19 protein-coding genes are annotated in these 21,884 nt (G+C 40.8%); 10 read left to right on the plus strand and 9 right to left on the minus strand.

Features of this window, described 5'->3' with window-relative positions; genetic code table 11:
* The first annotated feature begins 704 nt into the window (after positions 1-704).
* Positions 705-2,522 carry a SulP family inorganic anion transporter gene (locus ACKPQ5_RS06010; RefSeq protein ID WP_407678193.1) on the plus strand — a complete coding sequence of 606 codons (1,818 nt, stop codon included), beginning with the start codon at positions 705-707 and terminating at the stop codon, positions 2,520-2,522.
* Positions 2,523-2,794: 272 nt separating this feature from the next.
* On the opposite strand, the gene ACKPQ5_RS06015 is transcribed toward ACKPQ5_RS06010, so the two are convergent.
* Complete coding sequence (locus ACKPQ5_RS06015) at positions 2,795-3,625, minus strand: TatD family hydrolase (RefSeq protein WP_407678194.1); 831 nt, start codon at positions 3,623-3,625, stop codon at positions 2,795-2,797.
* Positions 3,626-3,718: 93 nt separating this feature from the next.
* On the opposite strand from ACKPQ5_RS06015, the gene trxB reads away from it, so the two are divergent.
* Genes trxB through ACKPQ5_RS06030 form a run of 3 tightly spaced genes read left to right on the plus strand, consistent with a single transcriptional unit; the run spans position 3,719 to position 7,296 of the window.
* Positions 3,719-4,648, plus strand: coding sequence for a thioredoxin-disulfide reductase (trxB, locus tag ACKPQ5_RS06020; RefSeq protein ID WP_407678195.1), 930 nt, complete (start codon positions 3,719-3,721; stop codon positions 4,646-4,648).
* A 3-nt stretch (positions 4,649-4,651) separates the two neighbouring features.
* Positions 4,652-6,298: a fatty acid CoA ligase family protein gene (locus ACKPQ5_RS06025; RefSeq protein ID WP_407678196.1), complete on the plus strand. Its 1,647-nt coding sequence runs from the start codon at positions 4,652-4,654 to the stop codon at positions 6,296-6,298.
* 2 nt (positions 6,299-6,300) lie between these two features.
* Complete coding sequence (locus ACKPQ5_RS06030) at positions 6,301-7,296, plus strand: NAD-dependent epimerase/dehydratase family protein (RefSeq protein ID WP_407678197.1); 996 nt, start codon at positions 6,301-6,303, stop codon at positions 7,294-7,296.
* Here ACKPQ5_RS06030 and ACKPQ5_RS06035 read toward each other — a convergent pair.
* Positions 7,293-8,096: a TrmH family RNA methyltransferase gene (locus ACKPQ5_RS06035; RefSeq protein ID WP_407678198.1), complete on the minus strand. Its 804-nt coding sequence runs from the start codon at positions 8,094-8,096 to the stop codon at positions 7,293-7,295. The two genes, ACKPQ5_RS06030 and ACKPQ5_RS06035, sit on opposite strands and share 4 nt — an antisense overlap.
* Before the next feature lie 57 nt (positions 8,097-8,153).
* Here ACKPQ5_RS06035 and ACKPQ5_RS06040 point away from each other — a divergent pair, with 57 nt between their 5' ends.
* Positions 8,154-9,365: a class I SAM-dependent RNA methyltransferase gene (locus ACKPQ5_RS06040; protein WP_407678199.1), complete on the plus strand. Its 1,212-nt coding sequence runs from the start codon at positions 8,154-8,156 to the stop codon at positions 9,363-9,365.
* Here ACKPQ5_RS06040 and ACKPQ5_RS06045 read toward each other — a convergent pair.
* The gene (locus ACKPQ5_RS06045) at positions 9,362-10,075 is read right to left on the minus strand and encodes a lipoyl protein ligase domain-containing protein (protein ID WP_407678200.1); all 714 of its coding nucleotides are present in this window, start codon (positions 10,073-10,075) and stop codon (positions 9,362-9,364) included. The genes ACKPQ5_RS06040 and ACKPQ5_RS06045 overlap by 4 nt on opposite strands.
* 5 nt (positions 10,076-10,080) lie before the next feature.
* Entirely contained in the window at positions 10,081-11,031 is a 951-nt protein-coding gene (locus ACKPQ5_RS06050) for an SDR family oxidoreductase (RefSeq protein ID WP_407678201.1), read from the minus strand.
* A gap of 95 nt (positions 11,032-11,126) precedes the next feature.
* Here ACKPQ5_RS06050 and hisC point away from each other — a divergent pair, with 95 nt between their 5' ends.
* Positions 11,127-12,215 carry a histidinol-phosphate transaminase gene (gene hisC, locus ACKPQ5_RS06055; protein ID WP_407678202.1) on the plus strand — a complete coding sequence of 363 codons (1,089 nt, stop codon included), beginning with the start codon at positions 11,127-11,129 and terminating at the stop codon, positions 12,213-12,215.
* 14 nt (positions 12,216-12,229) lie between these two features.
* Positions 12,230-13,534, plus strand: coding sequence for a transporter associated domain-containing protein (locus tag ACKPQ5_RS06060; RefSeq protein WP_407678203.1), 1,305 nt, complete (start codon positions 12,230-12,232; stop codon positions 13,532-13,534).
* Position 13,535: 1 nt separating this feature from the next.
* Here ACKPQ5_RS06060 and metG read toward each other — a convergent pair whose 3' ends face one another.
* Positions 13,536-15,062: a methionine--tRNA ligase gene (metG, locus tag ACKPQ5_RS06065; RefSeq protein ID WP_407678204.1), complete on the minus strand. Its 1,527-nt coding sequence runs from the start codon at positions 15,060-15,062 to the stop codon at positions 13,536-13,538.
* Positions 15,063-15,288: 226 nt separating this feature from the next.
* Between metG and rho the strand changes: the two genes are divergently transcribed.
* The 3 genes from rho to hisF all read left to right on the plus strand — a co-directional run bounded on the left by rho (position 15,289) and on the right by hisF (position 19,074).
* The gene (rho, locus tag ACKPQ5_RS06070) at positions 15,289-16,425 is read left to right on the plus strand and encodes a transcription termination factor Rho (RefSeq protein ID WP_407678205.1); all 1,137 of its coding nucleotides are present in this window, start codon (positions 15,289-15,291) and stop codon (positions 16,423-16,425) included.
* Positions 16,426-16,492: 67 nt separating this feature from the next.
* Positions 16,493-18,253: a hypothetical protein gene (locus ACKPQ5_RS06075; RefSeq protein ID WP_407678206.1), complete on the plus strand. Its 1,761-nt coding sequence runs from the start codon at positions 16,493-16,495 to the stop codon at positions 18,251-18,253.
* 59 nt (positions 18,254-18,312) lie between these two features.
* Positions 18,313-19,074: an imidazole glycerol phosphate synthase subunit HisF gene (hisF, locus tag ACKPQ5_RS06080; protein WP_407678207.1), complete on the plus strand. Its 762-nt coding sequence runs from the start codon at positions 18,313-18,315 to the stop codon at positions 19,072-19,074.
* A 7-nt stretch (positions 19,075-19,081) separates the two neighbouring features.
* Here hisF and ACKPQ5_RS06085 read toward each other — a convergent pair whose 3' ends face one another.
* The 4 genes from ACKPQ5_RS06085 to ACKPQ5_RS06100 all read right to left on the minus strand — a co-directional run.
* Positions 19,082-19,618 (minus strand): thioredoxin-like domain-containing protein, encoded by a 537-nt coding sequence (locus tag ACKPQ5_RS06085; RefSeq protein WP_407678208.1) that lies wholly within the window; start codon positions 19,616-19,618, stop codon positions 19,082-19,084.
* 52 nt (positions 19,619-19,670) lie between these two features.
* A complete protein-coding gene (locus ACKPQ5_RS06090) occupies positions 19,671-20,615 on the minus strand; it encodes a glycosyltransferase family 4 protein (protein WP_407678209.1) in 945 nt (314 codons plus the stop codon).
* On the minus strand, positions 20,602-20,823 hold the full coding sequence (locus ACKPQ5_RS06095; RefSeq protein WP_407678210.1) for a hypothetical protein: 222 nt from the start codon (positions 20,821-20,823) through the stop codon (positions 20,602-20,604). The genes ACKPQ5_RS06090 and ACKPQ5_RS06095 overlap by 14 nt, the downstream gene beginning before the upstream one ends.
* Positions 20,824-20,846: 23 nt before the next feature.
* Positions 20,847-21,884, minus strand: a 1,038-nt coding sequence (locus tag ACKPQ5_RS06100; RefSeq protein WP_407678211.1) for a glycosyltransferase, incomplete at its 5' end; no start/stop codon positions are given.

A 21,884-nucleotide genomic window follows, 5' to 3' on the forward strand; every position in this document is an offset into this window, starting at 1 on the left:
CCTGCTTTATCTTGTTAGACAAAGCACCGGCGTCATCAGTTGATTTCTCAACTTTTTTGCCTGAGGATAGTTTTTCGATGTACATCTGTCTTTCTCGTTGGATTTCTTCCATGTTACGAGATAAACGAGATGCAAAGTTATGGGCATCTGATACAATCATAATTAGTTAATTAGTTAGATATAAAATATGGTAATTAATATAAATCTAACGAAAGAATAAAATTAGGAATTAAGCACCCGGGTATATACGAGTACAAAATGATACAATGACATCCTTGTCGCTATAATTTGATAATAATCAATTTTGGGCATGTATCGTCCTGATCATGCTCCGAAAGTTTATATTAGTTCATAATACTGGGTCTTTTGGGTTTATATGCTTGTGCAATAATTTCTGAATTAATCGAAATTAATGCCAATAGAATGTAATCGAGATGTAATCTCTAAGGAGTACAAATCGAGTCCATGAAGGATAAATTATAAAGGTAGGAATTAAATGTTGTGAAATACGCTTTTATCTATCTAAAGATAAAAAGAGAGCGACCACGACTAACCTCCTGTTTTGTCGAAACCAAATTTTATAACGGTCACATCCTTGTGACATTTATTATAGTCGGATCGATTCTTAAAAGCTTTAGATTTTTTCTTTTTCTTTTACTCGCATGCCTAGAAAGTTCATAGTAACTGAAATACCATTTTTATTTGTGACCCCCCAAAAAAATATTGTAAAAGAAGGATTCCACCCTTTTGCTTTTGAGCAGTTCTTTCCTCTTCTCTTGGTTTTTAAGAACTATTCTTTCGATTTACTTAATGCAGATTGTAGAGCCGCACTCAATGTTGCACTTTTAGCGATTCCACAAGGAATGGCCTATGCATTGGTCTCTGGATTGCCTATTCAATATGGCTTATTAGGCTCCGCTGTAGCAGCAATCCTGGGCTGTTTATTTTCAAATTCCCGCTTTATTACGCTTGGACCGACTAATGCCACATCAGTCTTACTGTTTGGCGTTTTTGCCAGTTTAGGAATGATTAATCAGGACGGGATGGGAACAATTGAGGCAATTAAGATACTACCCTGGATTCTACTTTTCTCTGCCTGCTTCCTTATTCTTGCTTCGATGCTTCGAGTTTCCTTCATGATTCAATTCGTATCAAGAACGGTTATTACTGCTTATGTAACCGCCGCGGCATGCCTGATTATTGCAAACCAGACTAAACATGTTTTGGGCTTAGAGTTAGACTCCCGGGACACTATCGCTACTTTTTGGCAAATTATATATGCATCTACCAAAGCATTAGCTGGTTTTTCTACCCCTGCATTGATAGTCAGTGGATTTACCGCCCTCAGTTATATCATTTTACAGTATAAACTAAAGTCTTTGCCCAATGTGGCAATTACTCTAATTCTCGGGTCTGTTTTTCATTTTCTCCTCCAAGATACTATTGGTTCGGTAAATACACTTGCTACATTCGATTCATCGCTCGGAATACTTTCCTCCATAAATTTTGAATCTTTATCTCATTCTAGCGGAACCATTCTTTGGGCATCAATTGCAATTTCTTTGCTCTGCCTCCTCGAAGGACTCTCCATCGGTAAATCACTCGCGGCAAGAGCTGGTGAACGAATTCAAACCAATCGGGAAACCTTTGCTATTGGAATGGGCAATATGGGCTGCTCCCTTCTTTCTGGCATGCCCGCCTCGGGCTCACTTACCCGCTCCTCTTTGAATATCCAATCGGGTGCGAAGACCAGTGCCTCTAATCTTTATGCAGGGATTTTTGTGGTAATTGGATACTTCTCACTCGGCTCACTGGTCTCTTATATTCCAATTCCTGCCCTGGCCACATTAGTAATCTTCATCGGTGCTTCCTTAATTAAAGGTAGGCAGATTCAAGCTGTTTCCCGAGCCACCCGATCGGACGCAATTACTTTTACGGTGACACTGGTAGTCGGGCTTATTATTTCACTACAAATGGCAATTTTTGCCGGTGTTATTACTTCAATTCTTTTATTTTTAAGGAAAGTAGCTGTACCTGAAATGGTTGAATATGGATATAATGAAGAGGGTGAACTTGCGGCGTTGTCTGGAAAGGCTCGACGTCCTGAACCGGAGGTTTCTATTGTCCATGTGGAGGGTGAAATATTTTTTGCGGCCGCAGATTTATTTTATGAGCAAATAAGGCGGGTTGGTGAAGACCCAAACTTACGGGTTCTAGTATTAAAACTTCTGAACGCCCATCATTTAGATGCTACTTCCGTAATGGCACTAGAAGAATTACTGGATTATTTAAAAGAGAAAAATTGCCATGTCCTCCTTTGCGGAGTCAGGCGGGATATTTTAAGAATTCTAAAAAATGCAGGTGTACTTTCACGAATGAATCGAAAAAATATATTTCCTCACATTGTAAGTAATCCAACATTATCGACTGCAAAAGCGATTAAAAGAGCAAAGTATCTAACCTCGGGAGAGGAAACAAAAGTAACGATCTATGCAGAGCAAATGGGAAAAGAAACAAAATAACCTTTATCGCAATTCACTTCTCCGCTTAACCTTCATCGATTCTACATTCTCCAAGAAGAGATTGAAGTTCTTTTCTTAAAACTTTAATTTCACCCTTGCATGAATCTATGTCAGATTGCTGTCCTTCCTCTTGCAGTAATTCTTTTAATTAGGTCCTTAGTTTTACCATTTTCATACGAACTTTAGATCGATGAATGCGGTCTTTATCCGAAAGTTTTGATCTAATTATTAGTTAGCCTTTAGCTGTAAATTATTTTTGCAAACTATTTTTACTACTCTCCGCTTTGCTTCCCATCAAAGTAATCAAATTCAAGGCCATAAAATTTACTTGCGTTACAATAACTTTGTTGTGCTATTTCTTCCAAAGGTACTTCCAGGTACCCTGAAAGAAATTCACCAATAAAAGGTAGATAACTTGGTTCGTTTTCCTTTCCTCTTTTTGGCTCAGGTGCAAGGTAGGGACTATCTGTTTCCAGAATTAATTTCGCAATACCTTGCCCTTTTAGTGCTTCCCGTAAAAATTCATTATTCTTAAAAGTTATAATTCCTGTAAACGAAGCATAACCACCCCGGTCATTGAGTTCCTTTATTTCCTTCACTCCTTCTGAGAAACAATGAAATAAAACCTTCTCCCAGGGGAGTCCGGATTGTTCAATAATTGCAATACAATCACTAAACGCATTTCTAGAATGAACAATCGTTGGCAAATTATACTGGGCAGCAATTTTGAGTTGTTCCAGAAAAGCAATTTTTTGATTTTTTATAATCGAGAGTGCTTCATTATGATTCTTGGGGAGGTGAAAATAATCTAAACCGATCTCCCCAAGAGCAACCGGTGGAGACCCAGAACCTAAATAAAATTCTATTTTTTCTATCACACTCTCATAACCTTCATTTACATAACAGGGATGTAATCCAACAGAATAAAAGATTTTGTCTCGATATTGCTCCGATAAATTCTTATAAATTTCCCAATCGTCATTTGATGTTCCAACCGCGGTCATTCGGGAAACTCCATTTTCCTCGGCTCGCCTAAGAATTTCTTCTAAATTACCCTTATTCTTAAAACCTTTAAGGTGACAGTGACTATCAAACCAATTCATATACTCGACCCATTCAAAAAACCTATCATCTCTCACACTATAATTTCTTTCTTCTTTGTTACCACAAAATAGCTACTATTTAATATACTTTATATGGAAAACATAATCATTCTTGGAACTGGCTGTGCAGGATTCACTGCAGGAATATATACTGCCCGGGCAAACTTAAATCCACTTATTCTCGAAGGTAGGCAGCCTGGTGGTCAACTTACCACTACTTCAGAAGTCGAAAACTTTCCCGGGTTTCCCGAGGGAGTGGACGGATATTCACTGATGGATCAATTACGAAAACAGGCGACCCGGTTTGGAGCGAGAGTTGAAAATGCCTTTATTGATAAAGTCGACTTTAGCGGAGACACAAAAATTCTCTTTTCTGGAAATAAAAAATTTGAATCTAAAGCCGTTATTATAGCAACCGGTGCGGCTCCAAGGCTTTTGGGCATTCCAGGTGAAAAAGAAATGTACGGAGGAAAAGGGGTAACCACTTGTGCAACCTGTGATGGTGCTTTTTATCGAAACATGGATGTCATTGTTGTCGGTGGTGGAGATTCTGCATGCGAAGAAGCTCTCTTTTTGACCCGCTTTTGTTCAAAGGTAACTCTTGTGCACAGGAGAGATGAACTACGTGCTTCACAGATAATGGCAGAAAGAACCCTGGCCCATGAAAAAATTGAGGTTGTTTGGGATTCTGGGATCCAAGAAATTCTACCTGATGAAGCTGGGAAAACAAGAGCCATCACGGTTGAAAATCTCAAAACGAACGAACTTTCTGAAATCTCCTGCAAAGGCGTATTTATCGCCATTGGACATGTTCCCAATACGCAACCATTTAAGGATATATTGCCCCTTGATTCAAACGGTTATCTAATTCCTGACCAAGGTAGCCAGGTGCAAACTCAAATCCCCGGAGTTTATGTGGCAGGGGATTGTGCCGATCATGTGTACCGACAGGCAATTACTGCAGCGGGAATGGGCTGTCAGGCTGCCATTGATGTGGAAAGATGGCTCGCGGAACAAAAATAGTCGGTGGTCGGATCAGGAAAAGATGATAATATTGCCACTCACTTGGCCAATGCATCTGTTCTTGCCCCAAACCAATTAGCAATCGTTTCAGCAAGAAGTGGTTTTTTCGAACCACGTTCGTTTAAAGAACTCTATCGGGAAGTTCAGATCTGTGCGGACTTTTTTAAAGCCAAAGGCATTTCTAAAAATGATCATGTGCTGCTGGCGGTGAAACCGGGCTATCAATTAATTCTTATTGCCTTCGCACTCTTTTACATAGGGGCAGTTCCCATAATTATTGATCCCGGTATGGGCTTAAGGGCATTTCTCAAGTGTATTAAAAATACCAAACCCAACGCATTAATTGGAATTTCATTGATCCATGTATTGAGCAAATTCATACCCCGCCCATTTCGTTCAATCGAGAAAAAGGTGTTGATTCAATCCAATCATTTTTCGAAGGAAATTAAAAAGGGGAAAAGTAACCACACGACACTACCAGCCACCACCCTACCCCAAGACTTGGCCGCAATCGTATTTACTTCCGGATCCACTGGTACTCCCAAGGGGGTGTGCTATTCCCACCAAGTTTTTGAGGCGCAAATTAATCACTTACAAAATGATTTCGGGATTGAAAAAGGAGAAAAAGATTTAGCAACTCTTCCGATCTTTGCCCTTTTTAATCCTGCCCTGGGAGTTACTTCTGTAATTCCAGATATGAATCCTAGAAAGCCCAGCACTGCAGACCCCAAAAAACTCACCCGATCCATTCAGGAGTTTGAAATAACTACTGCGTTCACATCCCCCATTATTGGGGAAAAAATTGTCGCCTCTTGTTCTTCACAAAAAATTGAGCTCCCCAAAATTAAACGGTTTTTACTGGCCGGTGCACCAGCACATCCTTCCCTAGTGAACGATCTTTCCAAAGTAATTCCAAATGGAAAAGTAATTCTTCCGTATGGAGCAACCGAAGCACTTCCTATTTCTGCCGCTTATCATATTGAGGTTAACAAGCTATCCCGAGATATTTCCCTTGGGCAGGGTTCGTGCCTAGGTCGACCACTTCAAGGAAATACAGTGCGCATCGCACCCATTAGCTTTTCTCCCTTTGAATCAGGACTCAATTGTCCCCAAGAACTACCCCAAGGTGAGGTAGGTGAAATTTGTGTTTCCGGACCTGTAGTAAGTCAGGAGTATTTTAGGATGCCCGGTGCCACAGTGGATTCGAAATTTCATGACGGGCAACTAAATTATCATAGGATGGGCGATCTAGGCTATTTTGACTCGGAGGGATTCCTTCGGTTTCTTGGACGAAAAGTTGAGAGAATTATTACCCAAGATGGCCCATTAGAAACCGAGCGATGCGAACCTTTAATAAATGGAATAAAGGAAATATCCAAATCTGCACTAATCGGAATTGGTGAAGACCCGGTCAAGCAACCATGCTTAGTGGTAGAGCCTTACCCCCATATAAAACAAACAGATTTGGCCGCTTTAAAAAAACAGGTTTTTTCCACATTGAAGATTCACCTGCCTTCGTTTTCTTTTCCTTATATCGTATTTGAAAAATCGCTTCCTGTGGATTCCCGGCACAATGCAAAAATTCACCGGCTATCTCTGGCGAAAAAATGGACCCGCTTGGTGCGAAAGAACCCGTCAAAGTATTCATAATAATGAAAATTATTATTACAGGAGGAACCGGGTTTCTTGGCTCTTCTCTTACTCATAAATTGCGCACAGATGGTCACGAAGTGCATACCATTTCGAGGCACCCTTTACCATCTAGCGACCTTGAGGGTTATTCCTTTCACCATACATTCGATCTTACTCAAGAAGCATTGCCCCAATCTCTTCTCAGTAAAACAGATGTCTTTTTTCATGTTGCAGCCAAGGCTGGGGTTTGGGGAAAGTACTCTGAATTTTATGATGCAAATGTTCGAGCAACTGAAAATATAGTCGCCGCCTGTCAGTTATCTAATATCCCTCGATTGATTTACACGAGCACGCCCAGTGTTGTATTTTCAGGAAACTCAATTAACAATGGCGACGAATCGCTTCAGTATGGAAATTCCAGTCTTTCTGCCTATGCAAAAACTAAATCCATTGCGGAGCAGAAAGTACTTCGTGCAAATGAACCTGGCCGTTTTCAAACTTTGGCACTTCGACCCCATTTAGTATGGGGAAAAAAGGACCCCCACCTATTACCTCGCGTTATCTCTCGCCACAGAGAAGGAAAATTAAGAATTATCGGTTCGGGTCAAAACCAAGTCGATTTAACTCATATCGATAATGTAACTCACGCTCATGTTTGTGCAATGGTCGCGATGCAAAAAAATAGCAACCTGGGTGGAAAGCCGTATTTCATAGGCCAGGACGAACCAATACAATTATGGAAATGGCTAAACGAATTATTTCAGTTAATTAACCTGCCGCCACTTACCCAAAAATTGAGCTTTCGAAATGCGTTTCTTTTAGGTGCCACACTGGAAAGTACTTTCAAGTTATTACTGATCAAAAAAGAACCACCAATGACTCGTTTCGTTGCTTGTCAACTTGCGCATGACCATTGGTTTTCCGCACAATCGGCCCAAATTGATTTGGGATATTATCCTATCAAAAATATGAAACAAGCCTTGGAGGATTCGATTCCTTGGCTTAAATCAATTTAACTTAGTTCTCTACGGTTACTTTCAGCAAGAATACAGGCCACACTTGCATGAAGATTAAGGGAGTCGGCATTTCCTTTCATTGGAATATTAACCGTACAGTTCAGTTGATCTAACCAAAAATTTCCTAGCCCGTTTTTTTCACTTCCAAATACAAAGGCCGTTTTGGAAGTAATCTCCTGTTCCCAATAAGGATTTTGAGCACCACCACTCGTTCCAACCAGCATAAATTTTTTGTTCTGCAAAAAATCGTGAATTTCTTCTTTGCTTCCCATTCCAATATTAACACCTGACATCAAACCCCTCGACGAACGAATTACGTTAGGGTTAAAACAGTCAATCACGGCATCAGACAATAATATCGACTTTACCCCGAAAGCTTCTGCCGTTCGAATAATCGCCCCTAAATTGCCAGGTTTTTCTATTTCATCCAATACAATACAAATCTGTGTTTTTTCACCAATACTGTTTTCCAGTAGTAAAGGCCAGGAATGGGCAACTGATATAAATCCATCCGAATTTTTTCGATAAGATGCTTTTGTAAATGCCTCCTTACTAAGCTCCGTAAATAAAAGTCCAGTCTTTTCAAATTCTTCGAATTCATTCTCTAATCTAGCTTTTTTAATTAAATCCCAACAGAAAAATATTTCCTCCACCTTTCGTCCGGCTTCAAAAATACATTTCAAATCGGGGTAACCTTCGATCACAAAATGGTTCTGCTCCCTTCTTCGCCTCGCGGATTCCCGTAATTTGATCAATTCCTTAACCTTGGAATTACTTAAACTGAAGATTATGTCTGACATCACTTTAAAAAAAGGGTTTTGCATGAAGAGGGCGAGCCCGTTACGAAACTTCATGACATGAATACACCACCAAAAGGTTTTAACGAACACCCCTACCCTTATCATCATGAGTTAACTCTTGATGTGGAAAATGTAACCAACCTGGGTTTTGGCATTGCAAGAGACAATGGATGGGTAGTTCAAATCGCATTTGTTTTACCCGGTGAACGGGTAAAAGTTCGAATTTTTCGGAATCATAAGAATTATTCAGAAGCAGATTGTATTCAAGTAATTGAAAAGTCTCCCGATCGAGTGGATCCACAATGCACGCTTTTTGGATCCTGTGGTGGTTGCCAATATCAATCGGTTCAATATTCAACCCAACTTGAATGGAAAAGGAATCAGGTAATTGATAATTTTGAACGAATCAGTGGATTACAAATTGAAGTGCTTCCAGTCATCCCTTCCCCTAAGCAATATGGTTATCGCTCAAAGCTTACCCCCCATTATGAAAAAGCAAGATCATCCGATCCTAGAAAGATTGGTTTTCTAAGATATGGTTCGCGAAAAGTAATTATCGATGTCCCCCAATGCCCCATTGCCACCGATAAGATTAACCAGGAACTCCCGCGTGCCCGCGAAGAACTACCCCTTCACACAAAAAAGAATAAAGGGGGAACCCTCTTACTTCGAGACACGCTGGAAGGGGTGGTCACAAACCCGAAAGAAGTAGTGACCGAAAAAGTGGGAGACCTCATTTTTCAATTTAAAGCAGGAGAATTTTTTCAAAATAATCCGTTTATCCTGCCCACACTTGTTGACTATGTTGTCGGACAAGCAAAGGTCGGTAGTTCCAGTCTATTAGTAGATGCATATTGTGGGGGTGGTCTGTTCAGTCTCTCAGCGGCAAAGCATTTTGAAAAAGTAATCGGAATCGAAATAAGCCGTGAAGGTTTTGAATGGGCACGAGCAAACGCTTCAATTAATCGAATTGAAAATGCAGACTTTTTCCTCGGTACTGCATCCACAATTTTTGATGAATTAGAAAGCCATGATGAAGATTTTTCCTTGGTGATTGATCCCCCGAGGAGGGGATGTGACGAAGATTTCTTGCAACAAACACTCGCATTCAAACCAAAGAAAATAATTTATGTTTCTTGCGATCCGGCTACGCAAGCTCGGGATGCTAAAATATTAGTAGAGGGTGGATACAACATTACCGATGTTCAACCATTTGACCTTTTTCCACAAACCAGACATGTAGAAAATATTGTTACCTTTATCCGTTAAGGATATTTTCTTTGTTCTCTCCACGAAATAGAGGAGAATTGTTCCACATATGGACTTCGTCCTGTTATAAAACTGTCAGGCCACTCCGTCTCTTTTACACCTTCACAAACAAGGTCTTCCATTTCGTTAATAAACGAAGTTCCAAATTGGTTTAAGTCCAAATTCAGAAATCCTGAAAGATCAATTGTGCCTTGTATCAAAATTCCCTTTTTGGTTCTTTTCATCGCGGCACCGGCAAGTTTTTTGTTTCCGTTTTTTGACATCAGGTCACGTCCGACTGGTTCTAGAAAACAATTCCCCGGTATGCCTGCTTTTTTCTCACCAGTTTGCGGGCAAGGCTTCAAGCTAGTCTCATGTCCTAAATTGAGTAACACCTTGCCAATCGAGCTATGTATCGTTTCATACAGATCAAGTGAGGGAATTGAAAAAGACATGTGACCCTGTGGCAGAATAAACATGTATGTCCAATCATTACCATGGGATACAATTCCCCCGCCGGTCGGTCTTCTGGTAATTTCCCTGGACTTAATTACTTCCTGTTTACTTACCCATGTCCACTTTTGACCATACCCAAAAGTGACTTCATTTTGATGCCACCCATAATGTCTAAAGATTGGATCACTTTGAATAGTTTGCTGAAATAAATAGAAGTCACTTGCCATATTTTCAGGGCCAGATTCTTCTATGTATGGGTAAATAATAAGAGACATAAAAACTAAAATCGGGGAATGTAACAATTAGGACTATCTGCAAATTTTCGATACCATGTATACATATCCTTTGGGATTTGAAGTTCTTTTAATTGTTCCTCAATTGATAAGGGCACGCTTCGAACCTTGGATGCCAGGGGTTCCAAAATAAAGGACAAATGCTGTGGGCGTTGCCCTTGATTTTCGGGATTTTTTATACTTCCCCTAATAATATTTTCGGGATTTATTCCAAATCGTTTTAATATTCGAATCCCCAATTCATAACGAGATATTTCTTCATTTCCTGCCCAATGAAAAAGACCATTCAAGTTTGGTCTCTCGATAAGTTCGACTATTACATCAGAAAGATTTTCTACAGAACATGGTTGTCGGATTTCATCGTCGAAAAGGGTTAATTTTTTACCCGACATCAGGGCGCGAAGAATTTTCTCATGCTGACTTCTTCTGCCTAATGGACTATTTCCATTGAGTAAAGTAATTCGTAATACCGCTAAATTTTCATCGGTTACCGATAAAACCCGTTTTTCTGACTCAAGTTTTTGTCTACCATATTCACTAAGCGGGTTAGGCATATCTGTTGAACGATAGGGTGATGTTGAACCATCAAAAACCATATCGGTTGAAATATGAATGAAACGGGCTCCAATATGGGCAGAGATACTCGCAAGCCGGGAGGCACCCTCTACATTAACTAAATGGGCCAACTCAGGAGATTGATCGACAGTGTCGGGGGAAGAAATCGCCGCACAGTTAACCACCGCATCCGGCCATTGATCAAAAAACTCTCGGGTGAGTTGATTATCATCAGAAAATGGCAGTTGCTTACTGTGGTATTGATCTGAAAAGGAAATAGTTTCACGATTTGAATATGCCAAAAGAGAGTATCCACGATGAATTACAGACCTGCAAACCGCAGATCCCAATAAACCCGATGCCCCTAAAACAGCAATTTTCACAGAACTAGAGTATAAGAAAAATTGGCTTTAAACAACTACAGGTTTATCGTTCCTTTTACTTGAGTCCATCGATTCGTTTGAATAGAATTTAGTCTATGAATTTACCCCAACTTGCGAATCCTCGCATTCTGGAACAACCCGTTTATCAACCCGGCAAGCCTATTGAGGAAGTGGCACGCGAGTATAAGTTAAACCCAAAGGATATTTGCAAACTTGCCTCCAATGAAAATCCCTGGGGAGCATCTCCACACGCGATCGCTGCTGGAAAAGAAGCGCTAAACCACATTCACCTTTACCCAGAAGGTAGTGGTACAGAATTGAGAAGTGCGATTTCGAGGAATCTCGGACTCCAGTCCGAGCAAGTTATTTTGGGGAATGGTTCCAATGAAATTATCGAATTACTGGGTCATGTTTTTCTGGAAGAGGGAGACGAGGTAATTGTCGGAGAACACGCATTTGTGGTATATAAATTAATGGCATTACTAATGGGTGCGAAACCGGTTCCCATAGCCATGCCCAACCTTGTGCACGACCTCAATGAAATGCGCCAAGCTATTACCGACAAGACCAAGCTAATATTTCTTCCCAGCCCAAACAACCCTACAGGTACCGCGAATTCATCCGAAGAAATTTTTGCTTTTATTCAATCTCTTCCCGATCATGTAATCTTTTGCCTGGACGAAGCATACACAGAATATTTAGAGGATCCACCTGACTTAAGGCCATTGATCGAGGAAGGAAGGAAAATTTTGGCGATGCGCACTTTTTCAAAAATTCATGGATTAGCGGGCCTTCGAATTGGCTATGGATACGGAAGTGAAACATTGGTAAAACTTTTGCAAAAAGCAAGGCAGCCATTTAATGTAAACGCAATCGCGCAAGCTTCTGCAATCGCCGCAATTGAAGATAAAGATTGGGTCACTCAGTGCCGAAAACGTAACACAGACGGCCTCGAACAAATGGCATCTGGTTTGGAAAATTTGGATTTAGAATATGTTCCCAGTAAAGCTAACTTTTTATTGGTCAAGGTTGGGGATGGACAGGCCACCTTTGAGTCACTACAAGAAAAAGGTATTATAACAAGACCAATGCCTGAAAGTTTAAATTCATTTGTCCGCATATCCATTGGGACGGAAGAGGAGAACAGAAAAGCCCTAACTGCCTTAAAGCAAGTGCTTAATTAGGTTAAGGCTAGATAATGAACGAAGCTCTTTTTCTGTACGATTTTCGCTTTTTTATTCTCTTCGCATGGTTTCTTTTGAGCTTGTGGGGACTTAATGTAAATACCTACCGTGCACTAATTGATCGTGTGCGTGCTGGAATTTCCCCAGTTCCCGACAATAAAAATTCTAATAAACTATTAAGTTCTCTCCTCGCCGCTCCCAATCACGAAAGACCCTTCCACATAGAAGCCGCCCTACTCTCTGCCCTTCAAGTAATTTTAGGTACGATTGCATTTTATTCTTTTTTAAGACACGGCGAGGATACTTTTTCGATCAGGCTCGGTTTTTACTTTTTAATTTCAGTTGGATTGGCATTTATTTGGGAAAGAGCGTGGACCGGCATTGCCTCCCATTCAATTGCAGCAAGTGCGTTCATATCTTTGCATTTAAAGCTGGGAAAGCCTTTTATGATTCTGATCAAACTGCTTTGTTTTCCTCTCAGCTTTTTACTCAAACAAATTGAGAAAGTCATGAAATCATGGTCCGATCCTCAAATTGTCGTGAAGGATGAAAAGAGTGAACTGGCCGATCATATTCGAACCTTAAGCAGAGAAAGTTCCACCCTTGATCCCGAGATTTTTGAAATCGTGGGAAACACTTTAGAAATGGGACATTTGCATGTTCGTGATGTCCTCGTTCCTCGGAATCAAGTGCAGGTATTAGACTGCCAGGACTCGATCGAAAAAAACCTGCAAATTGCACGAGATTGTGGTCACACTAGATTGCCAATCTGTGAAGGTGATTTAGACCAATGCATCGGAATTATCCATGTTAAGTATGCATTTCGAATCTTAAGTGAAGGCAAGCCAATCGATTTACGATCTTTAAGTAAGTCTCCCGCAATACTTTCTACCGAGGATCCACTCCCCGTAGCACTACGAAAAATGATGCGTTGGAAAGTTCACATGGCCCTGGTAAGAGATGAATTTGGCGGAATTGATGGAGTGATAACTCTTGAGGATATCCTCGAGGAAGTGGTGGGGGAAATTCAAGATGAATTTGATGCCGAAGAGAATACAGTTCAGTCATCCGGTAATGGAAAATGGAAAGTTTCTGGATTAAGTCCGGTGCATGAACTACCCAAAGAATTAGCTGTTGTGGAGGAAGAGGAACTATCCAGCTTTGGCGGACTAATTACCAAAGAATTGGGGAGAATTCCGGAAGTGGGGGAAAGCCTAACCCTTTACAATATGCACATTAAAATTCTCGAAGCAGATGAGACTAGGGTTTTACTTACAGAGGTAACTCTCCTCACCGCAGAAAAAGAAAATGCTTCTTAAATTAATCTCGAGGAAATAAAATCGTTTTTTCTCCTAAAGACTGTCCTTCCAGTCTGTAATCCCAGTGTAAATCTGTTTCCCAATTTTCACACTCGGGTAAGCCTAATAATTCATTCACTTTTTTATGCACACCTGGCATAACAGGGGCGAGCATCTGAATCGCTAATCGAAGAGATTCTACCATTTCTCCTAAGCAGGTTTTTAGTTTCTCTTGGTCTTCTTTTAAATCTGACTTCGCCAGCTTCCATGGGGTTCTTTCGTCTGCGTACTTATTAATAGAACGAATAAATACAAAAATCTGCTCCAATCCTTGATTAAATTGGAACCTATCAAAATGTTCCATTGCGTTTTGTTTAGCAGTCTCAAAGTTGAGCCTGAGCTTTTGCTCAAATTCTTCATTAAGAATAACCCGGGGAACCTTGCTGTTTTCGTAAGTGGTGATCATGTGAAATAAACGACTAAGTAAATTCCCCAAGTCATTCCCCAAATCAGTTTTGTAGCGTGATTCGAAGCGTTCCAATGAAAAGTCGGCATCCTGCCCCACAGTCATTTCCCTCATCACAAAATAACGAAAGGCATCCACGCCGCGTTTCTCTACTAAGCTTAATGGATCAACAACTTCTCCAGTACTCTTCGACATTTTTTCGCCTGAACTCATCCACCACCCATGAGCCAGTATTTGCTTTGGCAAAGGTAAGTTTGATGCCTTCAGCATAATTGGCCAGTAAACCGCATGGGGAGGTGCTAAAATATCTTTTCCGATAACATGCAAATCAGCGGGCCATAAATTGGCAAACCCTTCCTCCCCGTACCCTGCGGCAGTTACATAATTCACTAAAGCATCGAACCAAACATAGGTTACATAATTTTCATCAAAAGGGAGAGGAATGCCCCAAGATAACCTTTCTTTCGGCCTTGAAATACATAGGTCATTTAAGGGCTCTTTTAAAAACTCCTGCACTTGACTACGCCGAAAATTGGGTACTATGAAGCTCTCATTATTATTCAAATACTCAACCAACCAATCTTGGTATTTACTCAGCTTGAAAAAGTAATTACTTTCAGTAATTTCTGTGACCTCTCCATAAATTTCAGGCCATTTTCCATCCACCTTATCTTTTTCCTGAAGAAATTGTTCTGCACGGGTTGAATAAAAGCCCTGATACTCCGCCTGATAAATTTCTCCCCGATCGAATAAATCCTGTAATAAGCTAGAAACTACTTTTTTGTGACGCGACTCCGTTGTTCGAATATAGTCATTATGTGAGATATCTAACTGAACGAGTAAATTTTTAAATTCCCCCGCAATTCGATCACATCTTTCCTGTGGAGAAATTCCCTCGCTCTCCGCGCCTTGTTGCACTTTTTGCCCATGTTCATCCAGTCCAGTTACAAAATGGGTTCGCACTCCATTTAACTGTTTAGTTCGAATAATTACGTCCGCCAAAATTTTTTCATACGCATGTCCAAGGTGCGGAGAACCGTTCGCGTAATCAATGGCAGTAGTTAGATAAAAGGTTTTATTCATGTAACGATCATTTATTAAACGATAAAAGAAGAAGGACAAACCCATATTGTGATTTCAATTTTTACATGGTTGACTTACAGATTAGGAAATTATGTAATTATTACTTAAATAAAAATTCCTTTGGTTTCTATCCCTACGCAAAGAATTTCTTATTTGGTTTTTTAATCCTTTCCGATTTTTCGGATTTCCTTAAGGCAATCATTGCCTCAAAATTGTATCATTTTAAATGAGTGAAAACGAACAGACTAGTCAAAATTACCTTGAAGTGGAAGGTATTCTTGAACTAAACGAAAATAAAACTGGAGTTCTTCTTGATCCTAAAAGAGGTGGGAAAACAACTCCCACGGATCCCTTTGTTTCAAAAGAATTAATTCGACGTTTCAAATTAAAAAAGGGCTCAATCATAACCGCCGATTCAATCCCGGATAAAAATCGCCCGAACCCTAAAGTACGTTTCATTCATAAGGTGGACGGCATGAGTCTAAATGACCGAAAGCAACAGTTTCGCTTCGATCAACTCACCACGATCCAACCAAAAGAGAAGATCAATTTAGAAACTAAAGATGGAACAATGACCACTCGTGTTATCGATCTGTTTTGCCCGATTGGCAAGGGTCAGCGCAGTCTAATTGTAGCACCACCCCGTGCCGGAAAAACCACCATACTTCACGACATTGCAAAAGGAGTGGTGGAAAATCATCCCGAATGTCACTTAATGGTTTTACTAATAGACGAAAGACCCGAAGAGGTCACCGACTTCTCCCGATCTGTACCAGCGGAGATGTACGCTTCCTCCAATGATGAAGAAGTAAAAAGCCATCTTCGGATCGCAGAACTCGCAATTGAACGTGCCAAAAGATTAGTGGAGAGTAAAAAGGATGTTGTCTTACTCTTGGATTCAATTACCCGACTTTCCCGGGCTTACAACGCCGCATCTGGTAAAAGTGGCAGAACAATGACAGGAGGATTGGATGTTCGTGCACTCGAAAAGCCTCGTCAGATTTTCTCCGCAGCAAGAAATTCTGAAGAAGCCGGTTCCCTTACTATAATTGCAACTGCATTAGTTGAAACGGGTTCCAAAATGGACGAACTAATTTTTCAAGAATTTAAAGGGACCGGAAACTGTGAAATTATACTCGATCGAAAAGTGGCAGAACTTCGATTATGGCCAGCAATTAACCTCGCTTCCTCGGGTACGCGCAAGGAGGAAGAGTTAGTCGATCCTAAGGTTTTGGAAAAAACATCTTTTCTTCGTCGTGCCATGTCACCAATGAAAATTATTGACGCAGCAGAGAGCCTCCTCGATCGAATGACCACCACAAAATCGAACAAAGAATTTTTAGACCTAATTCAAACCCCTTAACTCGTTGACAAAACCCCATTTTTTCGACAATTTCTGACTTTCTTCTTTTTACCTTTCAAGCCCCCTTATGCACAATTTTTCCGATCAATGCTTGGATTTAGCCCGTTCTCTTCTGGGCAACAACCTTCAGCACATCAACGAAGACGGTACTGTCACACCAGCAGCCGGCGAAGAACCTCGGGTAGATGAACCTGGGCACGCCGCTCTTGCCATTGGAGAGTTCTTCCGTGCAACTGGCGAGGTGGAACTTGGTGAGTTCGATCTTCATGACTTAGCGGCACGTTGCGTAACTCAACAGGCCTTCAATGAAGATGCCAATGAAAATGGTATGGCCTACGCTTCACTTGGGCTTCTCTCCTTCGGGGCATCAAAAGAAAGAAATGCGGTGTGGGAACGCTTGCTTGATCCAACAAGAGAACAATTAGACCAATGCTTGTTAGATCGCTCGGATCATGAGAATCATTACCAAGCATTCAATGTGGCTAAATCAGTAGCTCGATTCAGTTTTGGACTTACCAAAAAAGATGATACCGGTAAAGTAATTGACCGATTTGTTGAACGAATTGAAGGCAGTAGTTCCAGTGGTTTTTTTGACGACAATACAAAAGGAACTGGTGGCGTATACGATGTGTACGGCTTGCTCTCTTTTATTTTTATCCGCCAGGCACTTCAACTACATGCTAATGTTCACCTGAAGGACAGAAAACTTCCTAAACTCAGAACTTTTGCCGAGAAGTATCTTAAAATGATTCCCGATATGGTTCGTCAAGACGGATTAGGTTGGAACTATGGACGTTCGGTGGGTGCTTATGGGCAGATTCATTCGATCAGTATGATCCTTCAATCCATGAGAGATCAGTGGATTAGTTCCGAAAAAATGCCTCTCTATTTAGATACATTACGCAGGCTTTTTCAATATTTCTTTGTTACTTACTTAGACCAAGAAAAAGGCGATCTTGTTATACGCGATAGTGAGCGGAACACCGTACCTAATCACACCACAAGGATGGCAAACTTTGATGCCGCACGAAATCTTTGCCAATGGTCACGGTTGGCAAAAGTGATTGGAGGCTCATTGGCAGTGCCACCCTCTAACCGCTCCAAAACGGCTGGACGTTTTGTTATTTTCGATAAGTCCCACAAGAAAGAACACGGAGCCTTCCTTTTCAGAGATGAAAATAACGGCCTTCAATACCAGCTTCCATTGATAGGCCCAGGAGAAAATGTGACCAGTGACAACTTGGCTTTCCCGCATTGCTCTGGCATTTTCGATTGGCCCGTAAATAAATACCTACCTGTCATGATGCCAGAACTCACTTTTGGTGACTCTGTCATTATCCCCTCCTATTACGGTAAGAATTGCGTGACTGGAATTGGACTCAAGAAATCATTTTATCTTCGATTTGATCAACCCGACCTCATTAAAACAGACGGAACCTTTGCCTATGGCATCGGAAGTTGTCAGGTACAATGGTCTTTTAGTGAAGGCCGAGTACAGTCCGAATTTTCATTCAAGGTTAAAAATCAAGTCACCATGGATAAAATGAGGCTTGCACTCGTTATAGGTTCTCCTCACTCAACTTACCGTCTCGGAACTACTCTTCGGCAAGGTGCAGAAGGGCTTCGTGCGAATGTGGAAGTGGATGATTTTCATGCAACATGGGGTTCCTTTGAAACACTTACTGATGATCCAGATTACAGAGGGTATGCTGGAAATATCCATTATGTACAATACCTAGTACGCGATCACCCTCTAGTTATGCGTCCGGGCCAGCAATATAAGTTGGTACTTTCTTACCAGCCTGACATTGCATTCGCAGACGAATAATTTCAATTTACTTTGAATCGCAATCCATGACGATTCACGTAATAAGATTATCTTAATTTATGCTATCCGCCCGAGTCATCCCCTGTCTTGATGTCGACAACGGTCGTGTGGTAAAAGGAATAAAGTTCAAAGAATTACGGGATGCTGGAGACCCCGTCCTAGTTGCTCAAGCCTACGAAGAACAGGGGGCAGATGAACTTGTTTTCCTTGATATTACTGCTTCCAGTGATGAACGAAATACTATGCGAGATGTGGTCGAAAAAACCGCAGCTACCTGCTTTATGCCTTTAACTGTGGGGGGAGGCATTCGAAATGTAACTAATATTCGAGACATGCTTCTTTCTGGCGCAGATAAAGTAAGCCTGAATACGGCAGCGATACTCAACCCCTCTCTTATTAACGAAGCTTCCAAAACTTTTGGCAATCAATGTATTGTGGTGGCAATCGATGCCAAAAGAAATACTGATTCTAAAACTTGGAGTGTCTATACACATGGAGGAAGAAAAATTACGCCCCTTGATGCAGTAGAATGGGCAAAAGAAGTAGTTCAGCGAGGAGCAGGAGAAATTCTCCTTACCAGTATGGACCAGGATGGAACTAAAGCAGGATATGATTTGGAATTAACCAGAACAATTAGTGATGCCGTTCCAGTCCCAGTAATCGCATCTGGTGGAGTGGGAAATCCCAGTCATATGGCAGACGGAATCATAAAGGGTAAGGCTAGTGCCGTTTTAGTGGCGAGTATTTTTCACTTTGGGGAATGTACAATACCCCAAACTAAGAAAGTGATGGAAGCAGCGGGAATTCCCGTTCGTCTGTAAAAATTTGTTATTTCTTCTTTACCCAAGAGGAAAATGCGTCTGAGCCAAGTCGAGAAATATCTTGCTTGCCACTCGTAGTAACAACATTTCCATCTGGGTCCAGTACAATCAGGTAAGGAATATACTCCACATCGAGAGAAAGACTAAGTTCCCGAGCTTCCTCTGATTGATTTTTTAATGCAAGCCAAGGCATCTTATACTTCTTCATGTAATTTGCCTGTGCTTTCGCACTCCCATCTGAACCTACTAAAACCACCTCAAAATTTTCTTCGTTCTGGTCTCGAAATTGAACTAATTTTGGAGTGAATGTACGGCATGGACCACACCAGCTCGCTGAAAAATAGAGTCCAATATACTTTCCTTTTAATTCATCTAATAATACTTCATTTCCATCGGTATCCAATAACTCGCTTGGTAAGGTTACTTTCTTTCCAGATACCGTTGTTTCTTTTGCCACTTCCTGTGACTGCGAGAACAAGTGGATTCCATAAGTAAGTACTCCAATAAACCCGAGGGTCAGAAGAAGTCGTAAGGGATTTTTCATGATTTTATAATAGAATGAATTGAGTTGGACTCCAAGCATTTATAAATGAATATCAAGAATCTTTTTTTGAAAGTAAATTACTAAAATCTCCAATATACTGGAGTGCTAATCGATCTAATTCGAACTCTTTCGCCTTTATTAAACAACGGGAAGAAAAAACCATATTCTGATTGGTTGCCTGTATAGACTTAAGGAGAGTTAGAGAAAGACTACGAACTAAATCTTTCGATCGATGGTCAAAAATGTACCCATTCTCGTTTTCTTCGACCAGATCCTGGAAACACTCCAATGAGGAGACCAAGGGAACACATCCACAACTCATTGCTTCCAAGACAGCGAGTCCAAAGGTTTCTCCCTTTTCCGCAAGCGAAGGATATACAAAAAGCCTCGCTTTTTCTAATTCTTTTTTTAATTCCACTGATGAAAAAGTAGGTTCCAGGATTTCAATTTGAGGACCACAGTCTTGAATCGCATTGGTTACTTTAGATAAATAGTTTTCCCCTCCACCCCCTTGCTCTGTTCGCCATGGTCCACGGATCAATAATTTCCAGTCCTTACGATCAGCTAATGGAATATTCTTGAAAGCATTAACTAGCTCGAGAATTCCTTTCTCCGCATGTATTCTACCAAGATATAAAACTGTTTTAGGCCGTTTGGAATACTCATAATTGCAGTCGATATTCCAACTTAAAGGGTACGGTAAAATACAGATATCATCGGAGCGCATTGGTACTTCATTTTCTACCGCCCGGGCAATCGCGCTAGTCGGGACCTGAAAGCGACTTGCTTTGGTATAAAATTTCAATTGACCCTTGGGGTATCGACCCACATGCACGAATATTTTTCCATATTTCTTTTGCGGTAATAAAAGTGGGGCCCAAAAAGTATGGGTCACCAAAATATCAGCAGGTGGTAAAACACTCCTTACTTTTAAAACATAAAGTAACTCCTTTAATTTTAAAAGGTATGGATTCTGTACACTTTTAAATCCCCTCACCCTCAAATGATGAACCGCTCACCCTTAAATGATGAACCGCTCCGATATACTCATTATCCGGAAGCTCTGGGTGTCTTTTTGAAATATGGGTGACAGTGTGACCAGCTGCAACAAAAGCTTGCCCTAGTACCTCCCACGCTTTCTCAATCGCACCACCCTGAATTGCTGGTACTGGGAAAAAAGCACCCTGTAAGATTGTTATTTTCATAATCCGGTTATTGGAAGATGAATCTATTCGTTCTTTGAAAAAAGAGACATAATATTTTCTGCTGTTTGGGAAATATGTAACTTCTCACGAAAACATGGCACTGTATTTTCTACCAATTGATCATGCTCTCCCCTGCTCCATTTATGAACAAGTTCTAAAATTCCTTCCTGGTGATCATTCGACACAATGCCAGCGCCAAAATCAACTACCTCTCTCCATAAATTCACTTTATTGGTAAGAAAAACTGGGGTACCCACCGATAAAGCCTCGGCAATCACCATACCAAAGTTTTCCTGGTGGGAAGGAAGAATTAAGGCATCGGCTACTCGCAGCGCTCCCCATTTTAAATCTCTTTCCAGCATACCGGTCCATAGAATTTGCTTCTCATTTTTTGCAGTTAATTTCTGTAAGGTTCCGAGGTAAGAATCTTGTTTATTAGAAGGTCCGGCTAACACCAGGATATCATCGTCGTTACGATATTTCACGAATGCATTAATTAATAAATCGACTCCTTTTTTTGGATGAAAACGACCGAGATAAAGAAGAACTCTTTTATTTTTTAATTGAGGAAATTGAGAATATAGCAACGTACTCTGCTCTTCTAAATCACCAGGTGGGTCCCCCACTCCGAGGCCAGTTACAATTTCCCTGCACTGATAAGGCGAAAAAGTTTTTTGAGCCAATAAACGCTCTTCCTCCGTGGTAAAACAAACCGCATAAGCATCGCGAAGGATTTCACCCTGCCGGTACCACCAATAAATTTGTTTTTTTATATGCTTCAATGGATAGGATTTTTTAAACCATGGATCTAGCATACCATGAGGAAACACTAAATAAGGAGTTCCGTTCTTCTTGTAGTTTTTCCATGCCATATAACTTGGCCATTGCCAAAGGCCATGGGCCAAAACTGCTGAACATTTTTCAGGAACAGAGAGTCGATTCGATAGAATCGATGATTTTTCTACACACTTATTAAATTCACTATCCAATCGAACCACTGCTTCTGAAACTCCCCCTCCTTGTGGATCAAGAGAATGAATTAAGTGCACAAAGCTAGTCAC

The sequence above is a fragment of the Candidatus Seribacter sulfatis genome (genome assembly GCF_964187635.1).
Classification (GTDB): Bacteria; Verrucomicrobiota; Verrucomicrobiia; order Opitutales; family Seribacteraceae; genus Seribacter; species Seribacter sulfatis.